We start from the raw sequence: 14,439 nt of genomic DNA, 5'->3' as shown, positions 1-14,439 counted from the left end.
CGGCTTCTCGATGCGGACTGCCTTCAGCGGGCGCTTCGTGAGAATGGCTTCCAGGTTGCAGAGCCCGACCGGACCCGGATCGCACACGATGCCGGTCGCGGGCCCATGGTCCAGAGCACCAGCGGCGGCCTCCGGGCTCACCGCGGCGAACACCACCTGTCGGACGAGAAAGCCCATACTGACATCCTCCGGGACTTCAGCCTCCGATGCTCGGCGGCCCTAACAAGAATCGATCGAAACCTACATGGATCCGGGTCGAAGTTGATTCTTCGACCCAGACCCATGCGCGAGTTATGCCAGCAGGCTGGAGACGTCCACCGGCTCCGCAGCCTGCGCTGACTCACGGTACCGGCGCAGCCACACCATCCGGCGGATAGCCCAGATAGCCAGCAGCAGCAGTGCGACGATCACCAGGGCGGCACCGGCCGTCAAGCCACCTTGGCCGGGGGTCAGCGGCTCCATCGACGCCGCGAGCATCGCGGTGCCTGCCGTGAACTGCTCGGATCCGTCTCCGTATTCCGCCATGCCATCGGAAAACTGGGTCGCGCCATCCGCGAGCGCTGTGGTCCCGTCGGCGAGCTGCTCTACGCCGGAGGCGAGGGCGTCGCCACCATCGGCGAGCTGGATGGTCCCGGCGTGAAGCTGATCTCCACCAGAAGCAAGCTGACCCATACCGTCGGCGAGCTGATCACCGCCCGAGGCCAGCTGGCCGACGCCGCTGGAGAGCGCATCGCCGCCGTCGGCGAGCTGTCCCATTCCGCCGACCAACTGATCTCCACCCGATGCGAGCGCGCCCACGCCGGCGGCGAGCGCGGTGCCACCGACGGCGAGCTGTGTGGCTCCGTCGGCGAGCTGATCGCCTCCGGTGGCGAGCTCGTCGACTCCGGTGACGAGTTGATCTCCACCCGACGCGAGCGCGTCGATGCCCGAGAACACGGCAGTCACGCCTCCTGCGTTCCGCGAGCCGCCCGCACTCGGCCCAGGGCTCCTATAGAGCACAGCCGGCGCTAGTGTGCCCGACCGCGCAGCCGGGCACGCTCGGCGCTCGGGCTGCCCCCTTGAAGAGCCCTGCGGTCGTGCGGATCCAGGAGCGCTTGTTCACGTTTTGTTCACACCTGGCGTATCCGGGCACTAAGAAAGCCCCGCGATCCCAGTGTTTACAAGGGATCGCGGGGCTTCGACGATGGCGGTGACGGTGGGATTTGAACCCACGGTAGGGGGTTACCCTACACAACTTTTCGAGAGTTGCACCTTCGGCCGCTCGGACACGTCACCGCCGACTAGTTTACGACACCTCGACGGATGCCGCGAATCGCGGCCCCGGCAGCATCCTCACCCCTTCGAGGGATAGTCGGTGCGGAAGCGCCGCCCGCTCACCGCCGAGGGTTCGACGCACACGAAGTCGTCCTTCGGCGTCGGAGACAGGGAGACGAGGTCGGCCACCCCGGATGCCTCGATCTCGTCGTCCCTGTCGAGCCGACGCGCCGTGCCGCGGATCACCACGCTCCACCGCCACGGCGGCTCGCCGCCGTCGAACTCCACCGCCACCCGGGGCTCGGCGGTCACCTGTACGAGCTTCATCCCCGGCCCGGAGCGGAAGTAGACCTTCCGCTCGTGGAGGAGCGTGTTCACGGGAAAGATGTCGGGCCCGCCGTCGGCCCCGATCGAGGCGAGCCGGCCAATGCCCCGCGCTCCGAGCAGACTCCAGCAGTCCTCTTCCCGCAGGGACTCGACACTGTGCGCGGCGAGCGCCTGGCGTTCGGGTGCGGGGCCGATGGCGTCGTTCATCAGATCGCCGCCCACCCGCCGTCGACGGGAAGGATGGCTCCCGAGACGTTCGACGACTCGTCACTGAGCAGCCACGTGACGGCGGCGGCGAGCTGGTCGGGCTGGGCGACGGGCGGGATGTTGCTCTGGAAGAGCGGACCCAGCCGCTCCCCCGCCCACTGCGAGTGGAACGGCGCCTCGATGTTGGTCTGCACCGGCCCCGGCGCGACCGCGTTGCAGCGGATGCCCTTCGGCGTATAGAAGAACGCGGTGCTGAGGGTGAACCCGTTCACGGCGTGCTTCGACGTCGTATACGGGGTGCCTGCGGCGGAGCCGCGCTGGCCGGCTTCCGAACTGACGTTCACGATCGACCCGCGGCCGTGCTCCAGCATCCGCACCAGCACGGCTCGGGTGAGGGTCATCACCGCCGTGACGTTGACGGCCATGACGCGCGCCCACGTCTCATCTGTGATCTCGGCGGTCGGCTCGAAGCCGTCCATGATCCCCGCGTTGTTGACGAGCCCGTCGATGGTGGCGCCGGCGGCCGCGACCGCGCGGTCGACGACCGCGGGATCGGTGAGGTCGCCCGCGACGGGAATGACGGCGTCGCCCAGAGATGCGGCGAGCGCGTCGAGCCGCTCGGCCGAGATGTCGACGGCGACGACGCGGCCCCCTTCGGCGACGATCCGCTCGACGGTGGCGAGACCGATCCCCGAGCCGCCTCCGGTGACGATGACGGTGCGTCCTGCGAATCGGTCCACTGCGACGTTCATGGCACGTCCTTTCTCCTCCCCCCATCCCATCCCGCCTCGCGCAGGCCGAGCAGGGTCGAAGGTCCCGCTGTCCGGCCGGGACCTTCGGCCCTCACCGTCACCCGGCTGCCCACGTAGCGTCGGATCACCGAAGCTCGACGCACGTCCACAGCCTCGACCCGGAAGGAGCAGTCATGACCCACATCGCCCTCGGCTACGACGGCAGCGACGCGGCACGCACCGCGCTGGACTGGGTCGCGCTGCGCGCGGCACGCGAGGGCGCTCGCGTCGACCTCATCACCGTGACCAACATGGTGACGACGAACTACGAGCACGCCGACCGCGAGCTGCATCGCGCCGAGAAGCTGCTGCACGACCTGGCGCCCGGCGTCCTGGTCGAGTCGCACCGCGTCGACGGCAAGATGCCGAACACCCTCGTCGAAGACGCCCGCACCGCCGACCTGCTGGTCATCGGCATGCACCGGGCTCGTCCGGTCCGCGATGCCCTTCGGGGATGGATGCCGCAGCGCCTCAGTGCGCGCGCTCATTCACCCGTGTGCCTGGTGCCTCAGGACTGGAGCGCGAACGACCAGCCGGTGACGGTGGGCGTCGACGACGACCCGTCCTCGGACGAGGCGATCATGGTCGCCGCGGCCGAGGCTGCGGCATCCGGTGTTCCGCTTCGCATGGTGCACGCGTGGTCGATGCCGACGCCGACGCTCGAGGGCGCCGCAGCACTGCTGGCCTCGCCGCTGCAGGTGAAGGAGGGGCACCGCAAGATCCTTCGCGACGCCGTCCACCGCGTGCAGCGGTCCTACCCCGACCTCGATATGGAGGAGATGCTCGTGGCCGACAACCCGGCTGCGGCGCTCCTGCATCGCGCCGACGCGACCTCGCTGCTGGTCATCGGCACGCATCGGCGCGGTGTGCTCACCGGCGGCCTGCTCGGATCGGTGGCACAGGACGTCCTCGGCCAGGTCACGTGCCCGATGATGATCGTCTCGAACGAGCGGTGACCGGCCGTCCCGGCATCCCCGTGGCGGCGTCGCCCCGTCTGGCTAGACTCGCGGCAGACGGGAGGCGCCCATGGCCATCGCTGACGAAGCCGTGCCCCAGCGCAGGTTCGACGACCTGCTGCGCGCGAGCACGGCCGTGGTCGAGCATCTCGATCTCGAAGAGGTGCTCGGGCGCATCGTCGAAACGGCGATGTCACTTGTCGACGCCCGCTACGGCGCGCTCGGGGTGCTCGGCGCCGACGGCATGCTCGAACGCTTCATCCACCGCGGCATCGCGCCAGCGGCCGCGCGCCGCATCGGCGATCTGCCCCGCGGCCACGGCATCCTCGGCGCGGTGATCGCCGCGCACGGACCGGTGCGGCTTCCGCACCTGTCGGACGACCCTCGCTCGGTCGGGTTCCCCGCGCATCATCCGCCGATGGATTCGTTCCTGGGTGTGCCGATCCGCGTCCGCGACGCCGTGTACGGCGACCTCTACCTCACGGATGCCGCAACCGGCGTGTTCACGGCGGATGACGAGGCGCTGATGGTGTCGCTCGCGGCGACGGCGGGCGTGGCGATCGAGAACGCGCGCCTCTACGAGCAGGCGCGGACGCGCCAGCAGTGGAGCGCGGCGCTCGCCGACGTCATGGGCGCCCTGCTCGACATCGACAGCGACGACGCCCTCGACGTGATCGTGGAACGGGTGGCACCCCTCGTCCAGGCCGACGTCGCGACGGTGTCGGTGCCCTCGGGCGACGACGAGCTCAAGATCCTCGCCGCGTGGGGCGCCGCGGCGGCGGGCCTGCGCGGACGATCGCTGCCGCGGCACGGGACTCCGGGTGCCCGGGCACTGGAGTCGGGGCGCGCGGTGAGCATCCCCGAGCAGGCTGCCGGGCAGCTCTTCCCCGAGCAGCCGGCGCTCGGCCCCGTGGTGTCGGTGCCGCTCATGGCCGGGCCCGAGCCGCTCGGTGTGCTGAGCATCGCGCGGCGCCCGGGAGCCCGTCCCTTCACGGACGCCGAACTCGAGATGGCCTTCGTCTTCGCCGGCCAGGCGGGCGTCGCGATCGAGGTGGTGCGCGGGCGCGACGACCGACGCCGCATCGAGCTCGCGCAGGACCGCGCCCGCATCGCGCGCGACCTGCACGACCACGTCATCCAGCGCCTGTTCGGTGCGGGGCTGTCTCTGCAGGCCATCGCCTCGTCGACCGCCCCGGCGACCGCGGCCGCCCTCAGCGAGCAGATCGACACCCTCGACGACGCGATCAAGGAGATCCGCACCGTCATCTACGCCCTGGGCAGCGACACCTCGGCCGTGCGCGGCACGCGCGACCGGCTGCTGGCGGTGACGTCGGCGACGATGGCCGGACTCCCATCGGCACCGCGCCTGCGGTTCTCGGGCCCGGTCGACAGTCTCGTCTCGGCCGATCTCGCCGATGACCTCGCCGCCGTGCTGCGCGAATGCCTCACGAACATCGTCAAGCATGCCGACGCGCGCGTGGTCGATGCGGCGGTGACCGTCGATGACGAACGGGTCACGCTCACCGTCACCGACGACGGCCGCGGCATGCCGCCCGGCGCCGTGCACCGGGGGCTGGCCAACCTCGCCGAGCGGGCACGGCTGCGCGGTGGGGAGTGCCGCATCGACTCCCCGCGCTCCGAACCGGGTGCGGATGCCGGCACCACCGTCACCTGGTCCGTTCCGCTCCCCGACGAAGAGGACTCCGCATGACCCGTGTGTTCCTGGTGGACGACCACGAGATCGTCCGCCGCGGCATCGCCCAGCTGATCGACGCCTCGCCCGACCTCGAGGTCGCCGGCGAAGCCGGGTCGGTCAGCGAGGCCCTCCGGCGCATCGAGGCCGTCGCCCCCGACGTCGCGGTGCTGGACGTTCGCCTGCCCGACGGAGACGGCATCGACCTCTGCCGCGAGGTCAGGTCGCGGCATCCGCATATCGCCTGCCTCATCCTCACGGCCTACGACGACGATGCCGCGTTGCGCACCGCGGCCCTGGCCGGCGCGAGCGGGTACGTGCTGAAGGACGTCCGCAGCGGTCAGCTGCTCGACGCCATCCGCGCCGCCGCGTCCGGAAAGACCGTGCAGTCGTCCCGCTCGCTGCGCGCAGCGGCCCAGTCGCTCGTCCCGCGCGCCCCCGAACCGGCGGCCGGTGTGCACGACGACGCGGGACTGTCGTACCGCGAGCGGCAGGTGCTCGGCCTCATCGCCGAGGGGATGACGAACCGCGAGATCGGCGAACGCCTCGGGCTGGCCGAGAAGACCGTCAAGAACTACGTCAGCGGACTGCTGTCGAAGCTCGGCATGGAACGGCGCACCCAGGCCGCCGTCTACGGCGCCGAGCACCGCCACGACCCCCGCTGAGCCGGGAGGCCGGTGGCCTCGTCGGCCGAACGCCGAACCGGATGCCGCTCGGCGAGCACTCGCGCGCCCTGGCCCGGCCCGGGACCGAGGGACTTTCGCCCTGTTTGCGCGGCCACTGCCGGTGTCACTCGGAGCGGTGCTGGGCGGCATCCATGCGGTCGCGTTCGTCATGGTGCTGCGCCGCCATGTGTGGGCGGTGCTCGCCGCGACCGCCGCCGGCTATGCCGCGCTCGTCTGGATCTTCGTGCAGATGATCTACATCCCGTTCAGCTTCCTGCAGGCGGTCTACTTCGTCGCCGGACTGACCGAGGTGGGTCTCGTCCTGCTGCTGCTGGGAGTGCTCCGCCGAGATCGGATGCCGCTCGGCGAGCACTCGCGCGCCCTGGCAGACTGAGCGCATGACCGTCATCGAGAACTCGAAAGTCACCGTCGTCGGAGCCGGCAGCGTCGGCTCGAGCGTCGCGTACGCCGCGCTCATCCGGGGTTCGGCCCGCCACGTCGCCCTCTACGACATCGCCACGCAGAAGGTCGATGCCGAAGTGCTCGACCTCGCGCACGGCACGCAGTTCACCGGGTCGAGCGACATCATCGGCGGCAGCGACATCTCGGTGGTCGAGGGCTCGCACGTCGTGGTCATCACCGCCGGGGCGAAGCAGAATCCGGGCCAGACCCGCACCGAGCTCGCCGGAGTGAACGCCGGCATCATGCGGAAGATGATGCCGCAGCTGCTCGAGGCGGCTCCGAACGCGATCTACGTCATCGTCACCAACCCGTGCGACGTGCTGACCGTGTTGGCGCAGGAGGAGACCGGCCTGCCGCCCGAGCGGATCTTCGCGTCCGGCACCGTGCTCGACACGTCGCGTCTGCGGTGGAAGCTCGGCGAGCGCGCCGGCGTCTCGACCTCGAGCGTCCACGCGTACATCGTCGGCGAGCACGGCGACACCGAGTTCCCGCTGTGGTCGCACGCGACGATCGGCACCGTGCCGATCCTCGACTGGGTCACCCCGAAGGGCGACCGCATGACGGTGGAGGAGCTGGACCAGATCGCCGTGGATGTGCGGGATGCCGCGTACAAGGTCATCCAGGGCAAGGGTGCGACCAACTACGCCATCGGGCTCTCCAGCGCGCGCATCGTCGAGGCGATCCTCGGCGACCAGAACGCGGTACTCCCGGTCTCGCCGGTTCTCCACGACTACCACGGCGTCGACGGGGTCGCGCTGTCGGTCCCCTCCATCGTCAACGCCAAGGGCGCCCACCCGATCGGCCAGACCACGTTCTCCGAACAGGAGCTCGCGCTGCTGCACCGCTCGGCCGACGCCCTGCGCGACGTCGCCGCCTCGCTGCGAGGCTGACCCCGCGCGGACGGCGCGTCGCGGCATCCCGGCCCTGCCTGCGGCTCTCGGCGTCCGGGTCGCGTGGTCTGGTCGGCTGGACGCGCGAGGGCTCGTCCTGTTCACGTGGTCTGGACGGCTGGACGGACGAGTGCTCGTCCGGATCACGTGGTCTCACCGAGGACACCAGCCCCGTGCGCTCACAACGGGTGCGCTCGGCGGCAACACGTGATCCGGACGCCACGCCCCGCACGTCGGGTGCCAAAACACGTGATCTGGGATGCCGGGGTGTCGGGTGGCGCGCCTACGCTGGAGCGCATGGCATCCAAACGCGCGTCGACGACGGCGCCGTACCGCTGCACCGAGTGCGGCTGGACGACGATCAAGTGGGTCGGGCGCTGCGGCGAGTGCCAGCAGTGGGGAACGGTGGTCGAGGCGGCCGAGCCCACGGGACTCTTGCGGGCGGTGACGCCGGTAGCACCCGGCGTTGGCCGCGCGGCACGACCGATCACGAGCATCGACACCGCCGACGCCCCGCGGCGCACCAGCGGCGTCGGGGAGTTCGACCGCGTGCTCGGCGGTGGCGTGGTGCCGGGGGCGGCGATCCTGCTCTCGGGCGAACCCGGCGTCGGCAAGTCGACCCTGCTGCTCGAGGTCGCGGCGCAGTCCGCGAAGGCCGGGCGTCGCGTGCTCTACGCCAGCGCCGAGGAGTCCACCGCGCAGGTGCGGCTGCGGGCCGAGCGCACCGGCGCCCTGCACGACGAGCTCTATCTCGCGAGCGAGACCGACCTCGCCACGATCCTCGGCCATGTCGACGAAGTCGCCCCCGAACTGCTGATCGTGGACTCGGTGCAGACCGTCGCCTCGTCGCTGTCGGACGGCATGGCCGGACACCCCTCGCAGGTGCGCGAAGTCGCCTCGACGCTCATCCGCGTCGCGAAGGAGCGCGGCCTTCCGGTGATCATCGTCGGCCACGTCACGAAGGACGGCTCCATCGCGGGCCCCCGCATCCTCGAGCACCTCGTCGACGTCGTCTGCCACTTCGAAGGCGACCGGCAGACGTCGCTGCGATTCGTCCGCGCCCTCAAGAACCGCTTCGGCCCGACGGACGAGGTCGGATGCTTCGACATGACCGGCGCGGGGATCGCCGAGGTCCCCGATCCGAGCGCCTTGTTCCTCGGACACGGCGTCGCCGAGCCCGGCACATGTGTGGCCATCGCCCTCGAGGGGCGCCGGGCGATGCCGGTCGAGGTGCAGGCGCTCACCATCAAGACGTCCGCCCCCAACCCGCGGCGCATCGTCAACGGCGTGGACTCCGCCCGGGTTGCGATGGTGCTCGCCGTCCTCGAGAAGAAGGCCGGCGTCGTCACGAGCGATCAGGACGTCTACGTCTCGACGGTCGGCGGCGTGCGGTTCACCGAGCCAGCCGCCGATCTGGCGATCGCGGTCGCCGTCGCCGGGGCCGTGCGCAACTCCGCCACCCCCCGCACTCTCGCCGCGGTCGGGGAGCTGAGCCTGGCCGGAGAGGTGCGCCCGGTGACCCAGGCCGCACAGCGGCGCACCGAGGCCGCGCGCCTCGGCTACACCGACGTCATCGACAACCGGTCGAACACGCTCCGCGGAGCGCTCGAGGACGTGCGCACACGGCTGCGGCCCGGCCGCGACGAGCACATCCCCGACTTCTGACCCGGCCGGGGCACGCCGGGCCCGGCCGGCCGCGGCCCGCCCGGCCGCGACAGCCCGGATCAGGCGTCGAGCGCGGCGATCAGGTCGGTGGGTGTCGCCTGCAGCGGATGCGGGCCGGCGATGTCGAAGAAGACCGTGGTGATCTCGGACTCGTGGGCTCCGAGGAACGCCCGCAGCCATGCCGGCGACTGCAGCGCGACGCCGGGCGGAAGCGAGGCGGGCTTGTGCGCGGCATCGCTGAAGAGCAGCAGCGCGATGTCGCCGGTCTTCGGATCGCGGTAGGTCCACACCTCGCCGACGTCGAGCGGGTTGTCGCGCTGACCGGGCCGCATGAGGGGCACGACGGTCGGCCCGTGGCGCAGTGCGAACGCGACCGCGGCCATGTCCTGGGTCTGCAGCGCGTCAATCAGCTGGGTGTTGCGGAACTCGAGCTGTTCCTTCTTCGCGCGCTTCTTTCCGGCCATCCGTCAAGGGTAGTCCGCGCGATCGCGCCCGCCGAGCTCAGTACAGCTGGAACGAGATGGCCTCGATCGCGGGGATGCCGGCGATCTCGACCTCGAGCCAGTACGTCGAGCCGCTGCCGGGGGCACGGGCACGGTCGCCGCGGCCGCAGGAATCCACCGACGAGCGCGTGCGGTCCCACTCCAGCGGTTCGGCGCTCTCGACGCTCTGCCCCGCAGCGAGGGTGACGAACATGTCACTGGGGTCGTCCTGACAGTCGGTCGACCGCCACCAGGTGTCTTCGCCGCTGGTGATCGTGAACACCTGGGTCGTGGTTCCGACGTTGATGATGCAGTCGTCCACGCCGTCGTTGGTCAGCCGGATCGACAGCTGCGGGTTCTCGCCGGTGGGATAGGCGCCCTTGTCCGCAACCGCCTCCACCGTGATGTCCCGCGCGGCGCACGGCTCGGCGACGGGCTCGGCCACCGGGGACGGGGTGGCCTCGGCGTCGGTCGCGGCATCCGTCTCGCCGTCGTCTGCGCCGCTCTCGACCCCATCATCCGCGGCCTGGCCCTCAGCCGTCCCGGTGCCGCCCTGTGGGATCGGCAGCGAGGTGGCGACGTCCAGCAGCGAGGGCCCGGTGACGGTGGGGCCATCGGTCTCGGCGGCGGCGCCGCGCCACGGCTGGGCGATCAGCAGCCAGATGCCGAGCACGATCGCGAGCAGCACGACGACGAACAGCAGGCGCCGCCGGCGGTAGACCGCCGGGGAATGCCGTCGCCGAGGAGTGCCGCTCATGCCACTCAGGGTACGTCGCGCTTCGGCGGGACCCGGGGGCGGCACGCGGTCAGAGCGTCTTCAGCATGCGCGTGTTGCCGAGGGTGTTCGGCTTCACGTGAGCCAGGTCGAGGAACTCGGCGACGCCCTCGTCGGGGCTGCGGATGAGCTGCGAGTACACGTCGGGGTCGACCACCTGCTCGCCGATGGGCTTGAACCCGCGGCGGGTGAAGAACTCCACCTCGAACGTGAGGCAGAACAGCCGCGTGAGCCCGAGGGCACGGGCGTTGTCTTCGAGCCGCTCCACGATGGCCCGGCCGACGCCGTGGTGGAGCCACGCATCCGAGACGATGAGGGTGCGGATCTCGCCGAGGTCCTCCCACATGACGTGCAGGGCGCCGCAACCGATCAGCTGTCCCGTGGCATCTTCGGCGACGACGAACTGCTGCACGGCTTCGTAGAGCACGACGAGGTCCTTGCCGAGCAGGATGCGCCGCTGGACGTACGGCTCGAGCATCTGCTGGATGCCGCGGACGTCGGCGGCGCGCGCGGTGCGCACCTGGAAGTCGCTCATCGCTCAAGACTACGACCGCAGGCCGGGCAATCCCGTCGCACCGGTCCGACCACGACGAAGAGCGGATGCCGCAGCAACCCGTGCTGCGGCATCCGCTCTGTCGTCTTTTATCGAACTCTTTTGCGAGGACTCTGTCGCGAGGACTCAGTCCGAGGTGATCGCCAGGTCGGGGCTGGCGGTGATCTCGCCGCCGCCGACCACGCCGACCGCGACCTTCTCGCCGCGAGGACCGTGCTCGAACACGAACTGGCCGTTCTCGGCGTCCACCTTGACGTGGTCGCCGGCGTCCAGCTCGCCGTGCAGGATCTTCTCGGACAGACGGTCCTCGATCTCGTGCTGCATCGCGCGACGCAGCGGGCGAGCGCCGAGGGCCGGGTCGAACCCGATCTCGATGAGCCGCTCCTTGGCGGGCAGGCTCAGCTCGATCGTCATGTCGCGGTCGAGCAGGCGCTCTGCCAGGCGCTTGGTGAACAGATCCACGATCTGCACCAGCTCGGGCTTGCTCAGCTGCGGGAACACGATGATGTCGTCGACGCGGTTGAGGAACTCGGGCTTGAAGTGACGCTTGAGCTCTTCGTTGACCTTGCCCTTCATCCGGTCGTACGACGTCGCGGTGTCACCCTCGACCTGGAACCCGACCGGGCCGCCCGCGATGTCGCGCGCGCCGAGGTTGGTGGTCATGATGATGACCGTGTTCTTGAAGTCGACCACGCGGCCCTGACCGTCGGTCAGTCGACCCTCTTCGAGGATCTGCAGCAGCGAGTTGAAGATGTCGGGGTGGGCCTTCTCGATCTCGTCGAAGAGCACGACCGAGAACGGCTTGCGCCGCACCTTCTCGGTGAGCTGGCCGCCCTCTTCGAAGCCGACGAACCCGGGAGGGGCACCGAACAGCCGCGAGACGGTGTGCTTCTCGCCGAACTCCGACATGTCGAGGGAGATCAGCGCACCCTCGTCGTCGAACAGGAATTCCGCGAGGGCCTTGGCGAGCTCGGTCTTTCCGACACCGGTCGGACCGGCGAAGATGAACGAGCCCGACGGGCGCTTGGGGTCCTTCAGACCCGCGCGCTGGCGGCGGATCGTCTTCGACAGCGCCGAGATCGCCTCCTCCTGGCCGATGACGCGCTGGTGCAGCGCCTTCTCCATGAAGACGAGACGGCTCGACTCCTCTTCGGTCAGCTTGAAGACCGGGATGCCGGTGGCCTGGGCGAGCACCTCGGCGATCAGTCCTTCGTCGACGACCGCATGGGTCGCGACGTCACCGGATCGCCACTGCTTCTCGAGGCGCAGGCGCTCGGCGAGCAGCGACTTCTCCTCGTCGCGCAGCGACGCGGCCTTCTCGAAGTCCTGGTCTTCGCTCGCGCGCTCCTTGTCTTCGCGGACCTTGGCGATCTTGTCGTCGAACTCGCGCAGCTCGGGCGGGCTGGACAGGATCGACAGGCGCAGGCGGGCGCCGGCCTCGTCGATCAGGTCGATCGCCTTGTCGGGCAGGAAGCGGTCCGAGATGTACCGGTCGGCCAGGTTCGCCGCAGCGACGATCGCGCCGTCGGTGATCTGCACCTTGTGGTGGGCCTCGTACCGGTCGCGCAGCCCCTTCAGGATGTTGATCGCGTGCGGGAGGCTCGGCTCGGCGACCTGGATCGGCTGGAAGCGGCGCTCGAGAGCGGCATCCTTCTCGAAGTGCTTGCGGTACTCGTCGAGGGTCGTCGCGCCGATCGTCTGGAGCTCGCCACGTGCGAGCAGCGGCTTGAGGATCGAGGCGGCGTCGATCGCGCCCTCGGCGGCGCCGGCACCCACGAGGGTGTGGATCTCGTCGATGAAGACGATGATGTCGCCGCGCGTGCGGATCTCCTTCGTGACCTTCTTGAGCCGCTCTTCGAAGTCACCGCGGTAGCGGGAGCCGGCGATGAGCGAGCCGAGGTCGAGCGAGTAGAGCTGCTTGTCCTTGAGCGTCTCGGGCACATCGCCCTTGACGATGGCCTGCGCGAGGCCCTCGACGACGGCGGTCTTGCCGACGCCGGGCTCGCCGATGAGGACGGGGTTGTTCTTCGAGCGGCGCGAGAGGATCTGCATCACGCGCTCGATCTCCTTCTCGCGCCCGATGACGGGGTCGAGCTTGTTGTCGCGCGCGGCCTGCGTCAGGTTCCGGCCGAACTGGTCGAGCACCTGCGAGCCGCCCTGCGCGGACGTCTGGGACTCGTTCGCGGCGCCCGAGACCGCGGCGGGCTCCTTGCCCTGGTAGCCCGAGAGCAGCTGGATGACCTGCTGGCGCACCTTGTTGAGGTCGGCGCCGAGCTTGACCAGCACCTGAGCGGCGACGCCCTCGCCCTCGCGGATGAGGCCGAGGAGGATGTGCTCGGTGCCGATGTAGTTGTGTCCGAGCTGCAGCGCTTCGCGCAGGCTCAGCTCGAGCACCTTCTTGGCGCGTGGCGTGAAGGGGATGTGGCCGGTCGGCTGCTGCTGACCCTGGCCGATGATGTCCTGCACCTGCTCGCGCACGGCGTCGAGCGAGATGCCCAGGGACTCCAGGGCCTTGGCGGCGACACCCTCGCCCTCGTGGATGAGGCCGAGCAGGATGTGCTCGGTGCCGATGTAGTTGTGGTTGAGCATCTTCGCCTCTTCTTGGGCGAGGACGACCACACGACGGGCTCGGTCGGTGAATCTCTCGAACATCGCTCTTCCCTCCGGCTCGGGGCGATAGGCCCACTGCGGGCGCTGTACATAGAGGCTAACGAGCGGGGGGATGCCGCATGCCGGTGTTCGCCCTCGGCATAGCGGCTCACGCACGGAGCGCACCCGGCGCCCGTCCGCCCCGGTGCGCTTGACACCGGCATCCCGCCGCCATATCGTTTTTCGATAACAACGATTATCGATAAGGAGCCGATGATGACCGCACAGACCGATACGCCCCGCCTCATGTCCCGAGGAGATGCCCTTTCGATGGCGATGTTCATGGTCATCGGCGCAGGATTCGCGGTGTACACCGTCGTCCAGTCCGTGATCCGCATCGTGGAAGTGCTCTCGGGCGGCACGGTGCGCGTATTCGCGCAGTTCTCGGGGACGATGGCGGAGGTTCCGATCGGGCCGGACGGCGCTCCCGTCGCCGTCGAGCTGGACACCGCGTACCTGCTGCCTCCGGAGCTGCCGATCGCGTCGATCGCCGCGCTCGTGCTCGAGCCGCTCGTCGTGGCGGCATCCGTCGTCGCCGTCGTGACGTGCCTGCTGCTCCTGACGTGGAACATCCTCCGCGGCCGCATGTTCAACCGCACCAACACGCGACTGGTCGCGACGGCCGGCATCGTGACGTTCCTCGGGGTGGCGCTCGCACCGTTCTTCGCGAACATGGGCGCGAACGGCGCCTTCGCGTGGATCTCGGAGCGCACGTTCGACAACGTGATCCTGACGGCGGAGCTGCCCCAGCTCTTCATCGTCGCGTTCGTCGGTGCGCTCGCGGCGACGACCTTCACGGTCGGCGACCGCCTGCAGCGCGACACGGAAGGCCTCGTGTGAGCCCGGCAGAGGACGACGGCCCGAGCGGGGTGCACTGCCGGCTCGACGAGCTGCTCGCCGAGCGGGGCATGACGCTGACGCGCTTGTCCGAGATCGTCGGAGTCTCGCTCGTCAACCTCTCGGTGCTCAAGAACGACCGGGCGAAGGCGATCCGCTACTCCACCCTGTCCGCCATCTGCCGGGCGCTCGAGTGCGAGATCGGCGACCTGCTCGTGCGGGTCGACTGAACT

15 protein-coding genes and 1 tRNA gene are annotated in these 14,439 nt (G+C 69.9%); 8 read left to right on the top strand and 8 right to left on the bottom strand.

Annotated features, from left to right (window positions below; genetic code table 11):
- Positions 1–291 precede the first annotated feature (291 nt).
- The 4 genes from Q9S36_RS40560 to Q9S36_RS40545 all read right to left on the bottom strand — a co-directional run bounded on the left by Q9S36_RS40560 (position 292) and on the right by Q9S36_RS40545 (position 2,540).
- Positions 292–945: a hypothetical protein gene (locus Q9S36_RS40560; protein WP_311290413.1), complete on the bottom strand. Its 654-nt coding sequence runs from the start codon at positions 943–945 to the stop codon at positions 292–294.
- A gap of 239 nt (positions 946–1,184) precedes the next feature.
- Positions 1,185–1,275: transfer RNA gene (locus tag Q9S36_RS40555), tRNA-Ser, on the bottom strand.
- Positions 1,276–1,332: 57 nt separating this feature from the next.
- Positions 1,333–1,788 (bottom strand): pyridoxamine 5'-phosphate oxidase family protein, encoded by a 456-nt coding sequence (locus Q9S36_RS40550; protein ID WP_311290412.1) that lies wholly within the window; start codon positions 1,786–1,788, stop codon positions 1,333–1,335.
- Positions 1,788–2,540: an SDR family NAD(P)-dependent oxidoreductase gene (locus Q9S36_RS40545; protein ID WP_311290411.1), complete on the bottom strand. Its 753-nt coding sequence runs from the start codon at positions 2,538–2,540 to the stop codon at positions 1,788–1,790. The genes Q9S36_RS40550 and Q9S36_RS40545 overlap by 1 nt, the downstream gene beginning before the upstream one ends.
- A gap of 173 nt (positions 2,541–2,713) precedes the next feature.
- Between Q9S36_RS40545 and Q9S36_RS40540 the strand changes: the two genes are divergently transcribed.
- The 6 genes from Q9S36_RS40540 (at position 2,714) to radA (ending at position 8,910) form a co-directional block, all read left to right on the top strand.
- Positions 2,714–3,535 (top strand): universal stress protein, encoded by an 822-nt coding sequence (locus Q9S36_RS40540; RefSeq protein WP_311290410.1) that lies wholly within the window; start codon positions 2,714–2,716, stop codon positions 3,533–3,535.
- Positions 3,536–3,605: 70 nt separating this feature from the next.
- Positions 3,606–5,246: a GAF domain-containing protein gene (locus tag Q9S36_RS40535; protein ID WP_311290409.1), complete on the top strand. Its 1,641-nt coding sequence runs from the start codon at positions 3,606–3,608 to the stop codon at positions 5,244–5,246.
- Positions 5,243–5,893: a response regulator transcription factor gene (locus Q9S36_RS40530; RefSeq protein ID WP_311290408.1), complete on the top strand. Its 651-nt coding sequence runs from the start codon at positions 5,243–5,245 to the stop codon at positions 5,891–5,893. The genes Q9S36_RS40535 and Q9S36_RS40530 overlap by 4 nt, the downstream gene beginning before the upstream one ends.
- A gap of 121 nt (positions 5,894–6,014) precedes the next feature.
- Entirely contained in the window at positions 6,015–6,287 is a 273-nt protein-coding gene (locus Q9S36_RS40525; RefSeq protein WP_311290407.1) for a hypothetical protein, read from the top strand.
- A gap of 4 nt (positions 6,288–6,291) precedes the next feature.
- The gene (locus Q9S36_RS40520; protein ID WP_311290406.1) at positions 6,292–7,245 is read left to right on the top strand and encodes an L-lactate dehydrogenase; all 954 of its coding nucleotides are present in this window, start codon (positions 6,292–6,294) and stop codon (positions 7,243–7,245) included.
- Positions 7,246–7,542: 297 nt separating this feature from the next.
- On the top strand, positions 7,543–8,910 hold the full coding sequence (radA, locus tag Q9S36_RS40515; RefSeq protein WP_311290405.1) for a DNA repair protein RadA: 1,368 nt from the start codon (positions 7,543–7,545) through the stop codon (positions 8,908–8,910).
- Positions 8,911–8,969: 59 nt separating this feature from the next.
- Here radA and Q9S36_RS40510 read toward each other — a convergent pair whose 3' ends face one another.
- From Q9S36_RS40510 to Q9S36_RS40495, 4 genes are all read right to left on the bottom strand, one after another.
- The gene (locus tag Q9S36_RS40510; protein ID WP_311290404.1) at positions 8,970–9,374 is read right to left on the bottom strand and encodes a dehydrogenase; all 405 of its coding nucleotides are present in this window, start codon (positions 9,372–9,374) and stop codon (positions 8,970–8,972) included.
- A gap of 37 nt (positions 9,375–9,411) precedes the next feature.
- Positions 9,412–10,149, bottom strand: coding sequence for a hypothetical protein (locus tag Q9S36_RS40505; protein WP_311290403.1), 738 nt, complete (start codon positions 10,147–10,149; stop codon positions 9,412–9,414).
- 49 nt (positions 10,150–10,198) lie between these two features.
- Positions 10,199–10,702, bottom strand: a complete 504-nt coding sequence (locus Q9S36_RS40500) for an amino-acid N-acetyltransferase (protein WP_311290402.1) — start codon at positions 10,700–10,702, stop codon at positions 10,199–10,201.
- Between the two features lie 144 nt (positions 10,703–10,846).
- Entirely contained in the window at positions 10,847–13,372 is a 2,526-nt protein-coding gene (locus Q9S36_RS40495) for an ATP-dependent Clp protease ATP-binding subunit (protein ID WP_311290401.1), read from the bottom strand.
- A gap of 213 nt (positions 13,373–13,585) precedes the next feature.
- On the opposite strand from Q9S36_RS40495, the gene Q9S36_RS40490 reads away from it, so the two are divergent.
- Positions 13,586–14,209: a hypothetical protein gene (locus Q9S36_RS40490; protein WP_311290400.1), complete on the top strand. Its 624-nt coding sequence runs from the start codon at positions 13,586–13,588 to the stop codon at positions 14,207–14,209.
- Positions 14,206–14,436, top strand: coding sequence for a helix-turn-helix transcriptional regulator (locus Q9S36_RS40485; protein WP_311290399.1), 231 nt, complete (start codon positions 14,206–14,208; stop codon positions 14,434–14,436). The genes Q9S36_RS40490 and Q9S36_RS40485 overlap by 4 nt, the downstream gene beginning before the upstream one ends.
- Positions 14,437–14,439 lie beyond the last annotated feature (3 nt).

The sequence above is a fragment of the Microbacterium sp. ARD31 genome, from assembly GCF_031844425.1.
This window is presented reverse-complemented; position numbering and strand designations above follow the sequence as displayed.